Raw genomic sequence first — 12200 nt, 5'->3', positions numbered from 1 at the left:
GGTTCACCACCATGAAGCGCGTACTCGCGCTCGTCGCCGTCCCCGCCCTGGCGATCAGCCTGGCCGCCTGCGGCGACAACGACTCCAACGATGCCAAGGGCCCGATGTCCGGCCATTCGATGTCGGCGAGCGCTTCGCCGTCCAATGGCGGCTCGCAGGCACAGCACAACGACCAGGACGTCATGTTCGCCCAGATGATGATTCCGCATCACCGCCAGGCGATCGAGATGGCCGACCTGGCCGCCACCCGCGCCGCCTCACCAGAGGTGAAGCAGCTCGCCACGGAGATCAAGAAGGCCCAGGATCCGGAGATCAAGCAGCTGTCCGGCTGGCTGACCGGCTGGGGAGCGTCGGTGCCCTCCCCCGGGACGAGCGGCATGGGCCACATGGGCCATGGCATGGACGGCATGATGACCGAAAAGGAGATGAAGGAACTGGAGGGCGCCCAGGGCGCGGCCTTCGACAAGGCGTTCCTCGAAATGATGATCAAGCATCACGAGGGCGCCGTGGCGATGGCCAAGACCGAGCAGGCCTCCGGGCAGTTCCCCGCGGCCAAGCAGATGGCCACGAACATCGTGAGCTCGCAGTCCGCGGAGATCACCAAGATGCAGGAGCTGCTCAAGCAGTAGTACCGCTCGGCAGTGCGGGCGGGGCCCACGGCCCCGCCCGCACTGCTGTCGGTTCGGCATTCGACGCCCGATACAGGCACGGCGATGTGGCTGAAGCGGCGTCAACTCCGGCCGCGCTTGGTGTGGTGTGGCCTGCTGCGTGTCAACACCAACGCCTCTGCGAGAAGGCCGACCGACCCGTAAAGGACGGCTCCCCCCAACGGCCGGGCCGCCCATCACACGCCCCGTACCCGGCCAGGTGGTAAAGCAGTTCACGCGTCATGATGCTTCGCCGCGTTCCCGGCCCACCGGTTCCTCGGGGACCGCGCCCACGTCAACGGTCGCCAGCTCCGACAGGAGGGACCCATGGTGGGGTGGGCCGGACCAGCTCGCCCGGTCCGGCCCACCCCACGAAGAGTCCGCTAGGCGTCCTGGCCGACGTCGAACTCCCAGTGCCACGGCTCGAACGGACTGCTGAAGGCCCACTTCGGGTGCACCCAGTCATACTTCTTCGAGTTGGCGAGCATCCACTTGAACTGCGGCGACTCATCGTTCTGCACACCGCCACAGAAGTCGGCGGCGATGGCATCCCCGTGCTTGCTGCGGCCTGGCCGTGCGGCCATGCCCGCAGGCATGCGGTCATAGAGCTGCTTCTGCTTGGCAAAGGTGCGGTAGGAGCTCCTCACGCACACGTCCTTGCCGAAGCGCTTCTTATAGGCCGCATTGAGCTTGTAGAAGGCCACCGCCGCGTCGGCCCGCAGGAACTCTCCCCGCTCAGGCAGCGGACAGAGGTCTCGGGTCGGGATCCGGCCGTTCGCGTACTTACGCTTCTTCGCCTGCGAAGGCTTGCATGTGGCCGGCGGCTTGGCGGGCTCCGCCCTGCTCTTATCGGGCTGAGACGCACGTCCCGGCTCAGGCGGTTCTTCACCTCGGTCCGCTGCGAGTATGGCGGGCCGCGTTGTGCGGGGTTCCTTGTCCTCCGAGTCGCCGCCCGTCATCAGGCCGAGCGAACCGGCGAACACACCGGCGAGAACCACTCCGGAAACGGGAGCAGTGAGATTGAAGATCTTTTTTCCATGCCGAGGTCTCACGGCACCTTCTCCTTCCATACCGCCTACCGGGTTAGCTGACGGATTCGGGCATGGAAGCTGCCCTACGACCTCATGCGTTCGTGATGAGGAGAGGTCGATTCACCCCTGCGAGATGTCAGATCGTGTCGACCTGGAACGTTCTCGCGCTGGTTCCCCGGCTCCGCGCGTGCGCGGACTCGGCGTCCCCGTCTTCACCTGACCACCGGGTCGCACTACAGACGAGCCGGATCGCGAGCCGCCGTCGACTCAGCGATGAAGCGGGCACTGATGTGTGGTTTCGGCGCATGGCAGGCACCGAATAGGCACGGACCATACCAAACACCCAAGACGTTGCAAACCATGCGCAAACAGCGCACCCTACTCGGCGCTGGGAAGCAGCATGATCACCAGGGCAGCCGCCCCTTGCTGCTCGAAGATGTCGCCGCTAGCGATAAGCATGGGGGCCAAAGACGATGCACGGTCGTCCGAGCCGTCCGTCGGCAGGCGAGCGACCAGCACATAGAGATCATCGAAGGCGTGTCGCCGCCCCAGGCGGCAGGCCTGCGCACAGAACTTCAGCCAGACCGAGGCAAGTGAAGCCCTGTAGCCTCCGTAAACACCCTCGCTGCGGCGCGGTCTGACTGCCGACTAGGTGTTCTCGGCTGCCACGGCAACCTCGCGGGCGAGGAGCCTCCAGTAGTCTCGCGCAGCCGGTGCCAGGTAGGAGGCGCCCTCCCTGAGGCGTAGTTCGAGGCCGAGGTCGCCCGAGAAGGGATCCTGCGCGAGTGAGGGCGCACTCGTCTCGGCGAGCTTGCTCCGCAAGCTGCCGATCAGCGCGATGACCTCGTTCGGAGGAAGTGGCGCGAGCACGCGCGCTGCCCACTCGGCCGACCACTCGTCCACGGTCAGTCGCCCGCTCGGGTCGATGAACAGCCCCTCGAAGAGCGCGCTGCGGTATGCGGCTGGCCAGATCGTCAAATCGCGGCTCAGAGCACACTCCTCAACGCCGTCGTGTCGAACGACGAAGGTCTCCCGCATCGCGCGCTGCGCCACGGCGAGCCCGATCCTGCGCTGCACGGCCGAATCCAAGGTGGCCATGCGGGCTGCGTCCAGACGCCTGGCGAGATCACCGCGGTGGAAGGTCGCGTGTTCGAGGTCCTGGATCAAAGGCTCGGGCATCGAGAGGGTGAGGACCCCAAGCCGGCGAAGCGCCCACCGGGACCAGAGCAGTGCCCCGTCAAGGCAGAGGTGGACCATCTCCTCGCTCACCGCAGGTTGCTCGGACCGGCCGTGGCCTGTTCCGTAAGCGTCGCGGATCGCACCGAGCTGGGTGACGATGCCCTTCGCGCTCCGGACGAGCTGCCTCAGCTTCTGATCGTCGCTGAGGTCAGGATCCGGCAGACGTTCCAAAGCCTTGTGTGCGTGAATGACGCACTTGTCGAAATCCATCAAGGCTCCGGTGGCCTGCCCGCGCGTCGACATCACGATCTTCGCGATGGCCTCGACCAGCTCCTTGGCCGTGCCAACGCACAGCGGATGGTCGCCGGTCTCCAGAGCCAGGGCAAGACGCCGCTGCTGCGCTTCGATCTCTCGCCACGCCTCGTCCTTGATTCCGCTTGGACGTTCGAGAGTGAGCTGATACACGAGCGGTGGTGTCGATACTCCGGAGGTGGGCGTGGTCACTCGTGCCTCTCAAGGTGACTAGTACAGCGCTGTGGCTGGACAATTCAACACCTCGTGCCCCCGCCGCCTCACACCGTTTTGAGGTGGTATCTCAACCGGAAGCTGTGACGCGGTCGCGCGGACGTTCACGGATGGGAGTAAGCCGTCCAGCGCGCGCGAGGGTACGGATGGCCAAGGCGCAGGCGATGCCCACCACGGCGAGCGCCAGCCACGGCAGGCTGGGCATCCCGATGGCACGGCCCGCGTCGAGGGCGGCCCCTGTGAGCATGTTGCCGAGTGCGATGCCGATGCCAGACATCGTGTTGTAGAGGCCGTAGTAGGTACCGACCAACTCGTCACCTCCGAGCGCCGCGATGGTGGCCATCTCGAATGGGTACGTCACCATGGTCGCGAGCGTGAGCAGTGCGGTGCTCAGCAAGATGGGTGCAATCGCCACCGCATAGCCTGCCGGTCCGTCTGGCAGCGACGCCGTGGCCGGCACCAGGACGGCGGCCAGTCCCATCGGGAGGAACGACAGCCCCATCAACGCCAGCCCCCGGACCAGAGCCTGCGCCGACGTCCAGCGTCCTTTGACCCAGGACGTGATCCGCACCTGTCCCAGCACGGCCAAGCCACCGGACACGACGAAGAGCAGGGTGACGCCGAGCTCCCCTCCCGTCACCCGGCGGACCTCGATGGGCAACCCGAGGTAGACCTGGAAGTTCAGGACGTATGAGCCGATCATCGCCAGGGAGAACAGGACGAAGGCACGGTTGGCCAGCGCCGTCCGCCAATCCCGAACGACGGAACCGCCGGCGCCGGCGCGGGTGCCGCGCCGGGCTGGGAGCGCCTTGGCCTGCGCGACGGCCAGCACCGCGAACAGCCCGGCCGCGACCATGCAGGTGAGCTGGAACGCGATGCCGCCCAGTAGCAACCCGATCAGCGGCCCGACCAAGATCCCCAGCTGGTAGAAGACGTTGAACGCCGCAAACGCCTCGACCTTGCGTTCTCCGGCCTCCCGAGCCAGGTAGGCGCGCACGGCGGGGTTGAAGAAGGCTCCGGCAAGGCCGGTGAGGGCCGAAGCCAAGAGCAGGAGGGGCAACGCGTCGGCGATCCCGAGCAGGACGAACCCGACCGTGCGCAGTACCAGACCCGTGAGGATCATCGGCTTGTATCCGAGCCGGTCGGCGAGGCTTCCTCCTATCAGGAACATGCCCTGCTGGCTGAGGTTGCGGACGCCCAGTGTCAGGCCGACGAGCCACGCCGCGAATCCGAGATCGCTGGACAGGTGATCGGCCAGGTAGGGCATCAGCATGTAGAAGCCCAGGTTGATGGTGAGCTGATTGACCATCAGCAGCCGGACCGGACGGTCGAACGACCACAGCTGGGACCATGTCGCCCTCACAGCGCGGCCTCCGCGGATGCTCCGGCCGGCGCCGTCACGTTGGCGCAGAGGGTCCACCGGGTGACCTCGCGCTCGGCGGGATGCCTGATCACATCGGGCTTCTCGCCAGGGACGGTGCCCAGCAGGTCGTGGCGGGAGCAGTACTCGTCGTCGAAGACCGTCGCAAAATAGCGCTGAGGTCCGTCGGGGAAGACGGCCGCGATCCTGTTGTGTCCCGATCCTGACCGGGCCATCCATGAGGCCACGAGCGCCACCGCCCCCACGCTCCACCCGCCGGTGGTGTACCGGGATTTGGCGAGTTCCCGGCAGGCCCAGACGGCTTCAGCAGGCGCGACCCAATGGACCTCATCGAACGCGGCGTAGTCCACGTTGCGCGGGTAGATGCTGCTTCCCAGTCCGCGCATGAGCCGCGGCCTCGCTGGCTGCCCGAAGATAGTGGACCCGACGGTGTCGACCCCGATGACCCGCAACTCCGGGAACATCCGGCGCAGAACCCGCGAGGTCCCGGCACTGTGACCTCCGGTGCCGACGCTGCAGACGAGCACGTCCACCTGGCCGAGTTGACCAGCCAATTCGAGCGCGAGTCCCTCGTAGGCGGCGACGTTGTCGGGATTGTTGTACTGGTCAGGGCAGTAGGCGTCGCCCTGCCGTTCTCGAAGTTCCTGGACACGTCGTCGCCGGGCCTCTTGCCAGCCCCCGGTGGGATGGGGCTCCGTCACCACGTCGACTGTGGCGCCGTGCGCACGAAGCAGATTGATCATCAGCAGCTCCATCCCCGGGTCCGTGACGAGGGTGGCGGGATGGCCGTAAGAGATCCCGGCGAGTACCAGGCCGAGCCCGAACGTGCCGCTGGTGGATTCGATGATCGGCGTCCCGGGGACGAGATCCCCACGTTCCCGGGCGCGGGCGACCATATAGAGGGCCGGACGATCCTTGATACCGCCCGGGTTCGTGCCTTCGATCTTGGCCCAGAAGCCGTTCGGGCTCCGTCCGGTCAGATCCGGAATCCACAGGACGGGGGTGTCCCCGACCATGCGAGCAGGCGACCGGCAGGTACCGGCTCGCGTTTTCGGGTGAGAGCCAAGGCTCCTTGAAGGCCCTGGGACGTGCAGGTCGATCGCGTCCAACGTTCTCTCCTGAAGGCACGGCTCAACAGCGCGGATGTGGTTGCGGCGCGGCCGCGAGGACATCCCTCAGCGGGCATGCCGAGGGTGAAGATCGGAGGACGTCGTGCTCCGCCTTCTCTTCATCGGCGCGGACGCATAACCCGGCCGATCACAGCCGCGCCAGGCAGATCAGATTCAGGAGACGGGCCCCGTGAGGGCAGCTCGGCGACAAACATCGTCGACGCAACGCGGTGCGGAGGCTCCGCAGGAACATCGCTGCCGTATCTCGCTCTCCCCTCACCAAGAGGACGGCGAGTCCGAGGAACGCGGCGATGAGAAGCATCACGACCCGATTGCCCTCGGACGGGAGAGCCGTCGAGTCTCCACAGTCGTCATGCGACTCCGGGGGCAGACCCTTCGTGGATGCTCCGCCCGCGTTACCGATCTGACCGTCGGTGTAGGAACCGAGGGCGACGGCGAAGACCTTGTGCTCCACCGTCCCGGCCGGTGCTCCGGAGTGCAGACCAGGCAGGCACAGCACGAAGTGGAGCGCAGACAACGTGATCAGCAGGAGTGATAGGCCGCCACCCGACGGCGAGGCACTCCTCATTGAAGCACGTTGCGTCAACTGCACATCACGTACTGTAGTCATCTCCTACGAGCTGTAGGACGAGGCCCCGGCAAAATCCCGTATGCCGCCTTCAGGGCTGAGCCAAGTCGACCTTGGCGGAACTCCAGTGCCCCGCACCCCTTGAGGCGCCTCCCGATCCCGCCTCACCCACAGGCGAAGACGCGACCCCAGACGGATCGGGCCACGTAGATCATTATTGAATTTTACCTTTGCCGACTTGGATCCACTGAGCTCCATGTACTAACTTGCCTAGTAGTCGGCCGGAGAACGCCGCTCCAGAGGCGACCGTCCGAACGCCTAATTCCATGGCGCCCGACGCCCTGGAAACCGGGGACCCATCCTTCTTGGGGTGAATCCGCGACCGGAGTCGCGGTAGGGCCTGCTCCTGGCCCGAACCCGTCAGCTAACCCGGTAGGCAGTCAAGGAGAGGAGAAAGCGTGAAAAGGCAGTACGCTCCCCCAGTCGTCGGCCGCCCTGTGCCTGACTCCCCATCGGCAAACCGTCCTAGCAGCTGACCTGCCACAGCGAAGAACACCGGAAGTCAGCAGAGAAACGGGTTCTGTTGGATCCGGTCCTTTGATGAGGACGATCTCGCGGCCCGCTGATACAGCGTCTTCTTCATGGCGTGCACGTGCGCAACTAGTTTACCGGCGCCCTTTCGAGTCCACGGCCATAGCCGGGGTGGGCAGACCGCTATGCATCCGTGCCCGCACTATTCCCAGTTGACCACAGGCGGCGAGTTCCGCCTGCCCTTCGGCCTGCCATTCATACGACATTGGCCACGCCGTCGGGCGCCCCCTCGGAGGAATTCCGATGAACTACGACGGACGACACCGCGCGAACGACTCCACAGGCGGTGCCGTACCTCGCCGAGCTCTCCTGCTGGGCGGCCTCCTCGCAGCCGGCGCGGCATTCGGCGTCCAGGAGATGCGGGGTTCGCCTCCGGAGCGGACAGCTCAACGAGCCGCCTCGAGTAGCCAGGCGGGCGTGCCCGATGGCAGGCGATCTCCCACCTCCGGTAACGCACGCAAGACGTCCGCCAAGTCTCCGCTGATCCACCCGACAAAGGAGTGGGGGGCCGGCAAGCCCGAGAGGACCGCGGCCGTCCGCCGGCGTCCTCCCAAGTACATCGTCGTCCATCACACCTTCACCGACAACGTCGATGACTACTCGCTCGCGCGGGCCCAGCGCCTCGCGCGCGCCATCCAGAATGCGCATAAAGGTCGAGGATGGGGCGACACCGGGCAGCACTTCACCATCAGCCGGGGAGGCCACATCCTGGAGGGACGTACGGGTAGCCTCCAGGCCGCCCAGCGGGGCGAGATGGTAGTCGGCACGCATGTGAGAGGCGCGAACGCCGACACAGTAGGCATCGAGTGCGAAGGCACCTACAACACCGTTCTGCCTCCGCAACGCCTACGCGATTCCCTGGTCAAGGTCTGCGCCTGGTTGTGCGAACAGTATGACCTCGACCCGTACGAGGCCATCGTCCCGCACATGAAGTTCAACGACACAGACTGCTGCGGTTACAAGTTCGCCCCCACGCTCCCAAGCCTGCGCAGAGACGTCGCCAAGGTCGTCTCCTCCAGGATGCTCCGCTGACACGAACCGCATCTGCGTGGACCATCCGTGCCTAGGCGCGACCTGCCAGCCCGATACCAGGCCCTGCGGTCTCGGCCTCACTGGCGCCCCACGCGAGATCGCAGGTCGGCGGGCCCGCCATGGAACGCCTCTGGGCTCGTGGACAACACGTCCCACCGACTTCGGAGACGACTCCGAATGATTGACCAGATCACCTTCTGGCCGTGCACGTCAGATCATTCGTGCAGTGCTGTGAACACTTACCCGGCGCCGTAGCCTATCCGTTCATGCCGCTCGTCGCCGTCTGCGATTTCCAGCCGCTTGTCTGCCGCTCCGAGCAGGCCAAGATCCTGGATTCGGGTCGAGGCCGTGGCACACCGTCAGGATCACCGTCCGGTTCTCGGCCTGCAAGAGATATCCAGCGCCTGACGCACTCCCGGCAGCTTTCCCTCGACCGTGTCGAGACGTCCGCCCGCCCTACTCGGTCCTCCCGTACACGGCGTCAGCAGCCGGTTCATCTCGGCTACTTCGCCGAGATGGTCTTCTTTAGCGGTCCGGGCGAGTTTGGTGGCGAACGAATCCCGACCGTGCTGGAGTTCGTCGGCCGCCTCCGAGATGCCCTGGGAATGATGCATGCGCATGAGTATCAAGAACAGCCGGTCGACCTGCGCCCCGCGCGCCTCGCGCAGCATGCGCAGGTTCTGCTGATCCATCTTCCGGACGGGAGCCGGGGCCGGCATCGGCTCGGCGCTGCGCTCTCTGAGCCAGGCCCGCATCTGGCCGATCTGGCGGGTCTGCACCTCTACGATGTGCGAGGCCAGTCGACGAACCTCTTCTTCCGCCGCCCGCTCCCCAGCCACCCTGGCCATCTGCACAGCCACCTGGTGATGAGGGAGAAACTTGGCAATAAAGCTGACGTCGTGCCGCTCCGTCGGCCAGTGGGTCGCGAGACTCACGCCTTCGTCGCCTGCGGCGGAGGAAGCGGAGGTGGCGGTTGACAGGGCCAGCGAGCCGACCACCGCCGCAACGGCAGCCAGGCGAGTGGGCCGCCGCCCCAAAACTCCACCCCAAGTAACCACGAACCCTCCCAATTATCCCGTATGGTGGGCGCTGTTCAATGAGTCACCCAAAGGCCTGGTCTAACCCCCCAAGCGCACTGGCGTCCGAATCAACGATGTACCACAGCAACTCGACACACGTGGCCACACGCCGCGACTTTGACATCTCTTTGATACGCCATCCCGGGCGGCCCGCTTCGCGAACTGAGCGGACTACTCTGCCTGTTCCCGGCCAGTCCACTCTCTCGCCACCAAGCAGGATATTTTTGCCGGTCTACGCTTTTCGGCAAGCAACCTGTTGGTCAGCGGCGCGGAATGAGTGTGCGGGTCAGGTCCTCTCTGAGACGCTCCTTTAACATGGCGGTGTCATCGGTCTACTCGGAGGCGATGCGCACCGTCTGGATTCCGCAGCGCAGCCAGTGCCGGTCCCGGTCCTCATCGTCGGCTTTACGGGTACGGGCGTAGTGGTGCGGGCCATCGACTTCCATAACGACGGCACGGCCGTTGCCGATGACGACGAGGTCAGGGCTGCGTACGCCGACGTCACGGAGTTTTGCACTCGGCAAGGGAAGGATGGCGATAGCGTTCTGGGGCGGGCCCTCCCGCTGAATTTCTTTGAGGACCTGATAGACCACGAGTTCAGCCCTACTGCCGAACAATAGCCCGTCCTCGCTAGGGTGGCCGTCACCAATCTGCCTCTCGCGCCGGCCCTGATTGGTCGGAGTCGAGGCAGAACTTGCGGCGCTCTTGCGCCAGTCGGGGCCGATGTCGGGAAGTGAAGGGACGCTGGGCTCGACCACAAGAGACTGGACGTCTTCGCGTTGGAGGCGGTGGAGAAAACTCGCCAGGCTTCGCCAGACCGAGTCGGTCACCGACGGAGTGAAATCGGAGACAAGCTCAGCTTCCACGGTCAGGACAGCTTCATAGGTATCAGCTCTCCAGTTGTCATCGGGAACCGGGTGAAAGAAGCCTCCGTCGCGGCGAAGGGCGAGGGTCGCGGCGCGGACCAGGTCTTGAGCGGTTCTCTGGTTATCATTGCCAAGCTGATAATGGACTTGACCGAGGACGAGATCGAGCTTTGTTGCGTCGTCGTCTCTGAGCGGCAGGGGGATGACTGGACCAGCGGCATGGCCTATCGGGACCGCCGCATAGATCGGTCGGCCGGAAAGGAACTCATGGGCTCGCAGCGCCCAGCCGTCCGGCGCCAACAACCGGTTCAGTTCGTCAACCTGCCGAGTCGCCCGGTCGACGTCAGACTGCACCTCGGGATGGACCATCCGAGCCAGGAACGCCAGGAGCACTTCATCTGGTCCGTCCGTAAGCTGAAACCGGAGGTCCTCGAGAACCCAGTCATCCTCCCAATCGTAGTTGTTGACCCGGTGCTGGATGATGTCACGCCGTGCCGTCGCGTATCGCGAGTCGTTCGACGGCAGGGCATCCAAGTCATACAGGCTCTCCAGGAACCCGATCTCGGCCAGCCGCCCCCACCACGAATCGTCCAACCCGCGCAGGTAGTCGAAGACGTCGCGCCGAGTGACTGCAGTGATCTTCTTAGACTGCTTGTCGTGTCCAGAGCGGATGTTGGGCTGTGTCATGACTCAAGAATGACCTCCCCACCGGCCAGCGCGCCGGAGTTTAGCGCGCTTGGAGAAGTACGGGACCGGTCGTCCTCCGCCATCGGCGGGGAACGGCTCGCTCTGGCGACCTTCGATATGCCATGGAGCCAAGCACCGGCGCGGCACAGCGAGACGCCGGGCAAGGTGGATGACGCGCGATGGTTTGTCACGCGTTGATGGCGGTCAGGACCGAGCACGACGTCTGAGCGTGTTGCAAGGTCAGGACCCCCAAGCTTGTAACAGTGGACCTGGGTCGAGCCCTCGTCGAGCCCGCCGTGCGCCTGGAGCCGGCCCCGACACGGCGAACACCCCCAGCGACGTGGCGTCTTCGTGAGCCGGGTGAAGTCCGAACTAGGGGCGAGTTTCGCCAGTTGTTCGCTGTCCAGGCTGGCCCTGGCGCAGGCCGCTCCCCTGACGCACTCATTGAAGCGCTCCTCACTGGCCAGCCCGCGAGGGTCATTTTGCGCCCTCCGGGCCATGATGGGATTGCCGGACCACCTACCAGATCGACACGCTCGCTGAGATGCGAGCGCTCGATCGTGACTGTGACGATGGCGAGTCCGCCCAGCGCCCGGGCTAATCAACCAAACTGAGCAACGGAACCTTCAGCTGACTTCGCTCGCGGCGATTTACGCAACCTGGCGGCTCAAAGCACATGGCGGCCGGGGTTTCGAAGCTTGCAGCCCGCCTACGTCAGCCAACACAAGCAGGGCAGCGGTACTGTGCGCCTGCCGCCCTGTTCCTTGTGCGCGGAGTCCTCTTTCGTTGCAACTGGCATGGGTTGTACGTATGAACCGGTGTTCCTGTTCTGCGCTACGAGGCTTCGAGAAGTGCTAGGAGGGCGGCGGTGGGGACGCGGTAGCAGGTGCCGATGCGGATGACCTTGCAGGGGAATCGATCGTTCTTGGCGAGTTGGTAAGCGTAGGTGCGGGAAAGGCCGAGAGCTCGCGCAGCGGTGACTATGTCGACGACGGCAGGAAGTTCAGCGAGGTCGGAGTGTTTGAGGGGCTGCATGGTCAGGCCTCCATGGGGATGAGACTTGTCGTCGGAACAGGAAGGTCAGGAAGTCGATGCGACCTTGAGCGGACAGGACGAGGGGGCTGTGGATTGGCAGTCGCCGCCGTAGCTGCAGGCTCGGATCGGCCCGCCCGGCGGTGGGCTTTTGGTCTTCTTCGGTGGCGGGGCGTTCTCTTCGGACGCTGGTGGCTGGAGTCCGGGGGACATGGGGCGCGAGGGGTCTTGGTGGCGTGCGTGTCACGGTTCGAACTCCCGTGATGATGCAAGTGGAGGACTCCGGTCAGGTTTCGGTGGAACTCGGTGGTATGGGGCGGGTGGCGCCGATGTATTGGCGTTCGCGGTAGGGGTTGCCGGTGAATTGAGAGATGCGGACGACGTCGCCGGTGTGGGGTGCGTGGATCATGCGGCCCGAGCCGTAGTAGATGCCGACGTGGTGGATGGTGGCG

At 65.2% G+C, this 12200-nt stretch carries 10 protein-coding genes and 2 riboswitches; of the genes, 2 read left to right on the top strand and 8 right to left on the bottom strand.

Going from position 1 to position 12200, the window contains the following annotated elements; all coding sequences use genetic code 11:
• The first annotated feature begins 11 nt into the window (after positions 1–11).
• Entirely contained in the window at positions 12–629 is a 618-nt protein-coding gene (locus tag ETD96_RS01355; RefSeq protein ID WP_138632679.1) for a DUF305 domain-containing protein, read from the top strand.
• A 401-nt stretch (positions 630–1030) separates the two neighbouring features.
• Here ETD96_RS01355 and ETD96_RS01350 read toward each other — a convergent pair whose 3' ends face one another.
• The 4 genes from ETD96_RS01350 to ETD96_RS01335 all read right to left on the bottom strand — a co-directional run bounded on the left by ETD96_RS01350 (position 1031) and on the right by ETD96_RS01335 (position 5779).
• Positions 1031–1699, bottom strand: a complete 669-nt coding sequence (locus tag ETD96_RS01350; protein WP_240807072.1) for a M15 family metallopeptidase — start codon at positions 1697–1699, stop codon at positions 1031–1033.
• A 6-nt stretch (positions 1700–1705) separates the two neighbouring features.
• A riboswitch (cyclic di-AMP (ydaO/yuaA leader) is annotated at positions 1706–1891 on the bottom strand.
• Between the two features lie 435 nt (positions 1892–2326).
• Complete coding sequence (locus ETD96_RS01345) at positions 2327–3361, bottom strand: abortive infection family protein (RefSeq protein ID WP_138632674.1); 1035 nt, start codon at positions 3359–3361, stop codon at positions 2327–2329.
• A 91-nt stretch (positions 3362–3452) separates the two neighbouring features.
• Positions 3453–4745 (bottom strand): MFS transporter, encoded by a 1293-nt coding sequence (locus tag ETD96_RS01340; RefSeq protein WP_205719050.1) that lies wholly within the window; start codon positions 4743–4745, stop codon positions 3453–3455.
• Positions 4742–5779, bottom strand: a complete 1038-nt coding sequence (locus tag ETD96_RS01335; protein ID WP_138632671.1) for a PLP-dependent cysteine synthase family protein — start codon at positions 5777–5779, stop codon at positions 4742–4744. The genes ETD96_RS01340 and ETD96_RS01335 overlap by 4 nt, the downstream gene beginning before the upstream one ends.
• A 987-nt stretch (positions 5780–6766) precedes the next feature.
• Positions 6767–6916, top strand: a riboswitch (cyclic di-AMP (ydaO/yuaA leader).
• Positions 6917–7295: 379 nt separating this feature from the next.
• Here ETD96_RS01335 and ETD96_RS01330 point away from each other — a divergent pair.
• Positions 7296–8084 (top strand): peptidoglycan recognition protein family protein, encoded by a 789-nt coding sequence (locus tag ETD96_RS01330; RefSeq protein ID WP_138632668.1) that lies wholly within the window; start codon positions 7296–7298, stop codon positions 8082–8084.
• 365 nt (positions 8085–8449) lie between these two features.
• Here the strand turns inward: ETD96_RS01330 and ETD96_RS01325 are convergent, their stop codons facing one another.
• The 4 genes from ETD96_RS01325 to ETD96_RS01310 all read right to left on the bottom strand — a co-directional run bounded on the left by ETD96_RS01325 (position 8450) and on the right by ETD96_RS01310 (position 12193).
• The gene (locus tag ETD96_RS01325; RefSeq protein WP_171068797.1) at positions 8450–9082 is read right to left on the bottom strand and encodes a DUF305 domain-containing protein; all 633 of its coding nucleotides are present in this window, start codon (positions 9080–9082) and stop codon (positions 8450–8452) included.
• Between the two features lie 413 nt (positions 9083–9495).
• Positions 9496–10716 carry an AbiJ-related protein gene (locus ETD96_RS01320; RefSeq protein ID WP_138632662.1) on the bottom strand — a complete coding sequence of 407 codons (1221 nt, stop codon included), beginning with the start codon at positions 10714–10716 and terminating at the stop codon, positions 9496–9498.
• Between the two features lie 834 nt (positions 10717–11550).
• Positions 11551–11751: a helix-turn-helix domain-containing protein gene (locus ETD96_RS01315; RefSeq protein WP_138632659.1), complete on the bottom strand. Its 201-nt coding sequence runs from the start codon at positions 11749–11751 to the stop codon at positions 11551–11553.
• 283 nt (positions 11752–12034) lie between these two features.
• Entirely contained in the window at positions 12035–12193 is a 159-nt protein-coding gene (locus tag ETD96_RS01310) for an NlpC/P60 family protein (RefSeq protein ID WP_274704585.1), read from the bottom strand.
• Between the last annotated feature and the right edge of the window lie 7 nt (positions 12194–12200).

The sequence above is a fragment of the Actinomadura geliboluensis genome, from assembly GCF_005889745.1.
Lineage (GTDB): Bacteria > Actinomycetota > Actinomycetes > Streptosporangiales > Streptosporangiaceae > Spirillospora > Spirillospora geliboluensis.
The sequence above is the reverse complement of the archived record's forward strand: the minus strand, read 5'-3'. Positions and strand labels throughout refer to the sequence as shown.

Excerpts from the sequence above, each read along its gene's own strand:
- ETD96_RS01330 (WP_138632668.1), top strand. The coding sequence starts at position 7,296 with ATGAACTACGACGGACGACACCGCGCGAACGACTCCACAGGCGGTGCC.
- ETD96_RS01355 (WP_138632679.1), top strand. The coding sequence starts at position 12 with ATGAAGCGCGTACTCGCGCTCGTCGCCGTCCCCGCCCTGGCGATCAGC.
- ETD96_RS01315 (WP_138632659.1), bottom strand. The coding sequence starts at position 11,751 with ATGCAGCCCCTCAAACACTCCGACCTCGCTGAACTTCCTGCCGTCGTC.
- ETD96_RS01320 (WP_138632662.1), bottom strand. The coding sequence starts at position 10,716 with ATGACACAGCCCAACATCCGCTCTGGACACGACAAGCAGTCTAAGAAG.
- ETD96_RS01335 (WP_138632671.1), bottom strand. The coding sequence starts at position 5,779 with ATGGTCGGGGACACCCCCGTCCTGTGGATTCCGGATCTGACCGGACGG.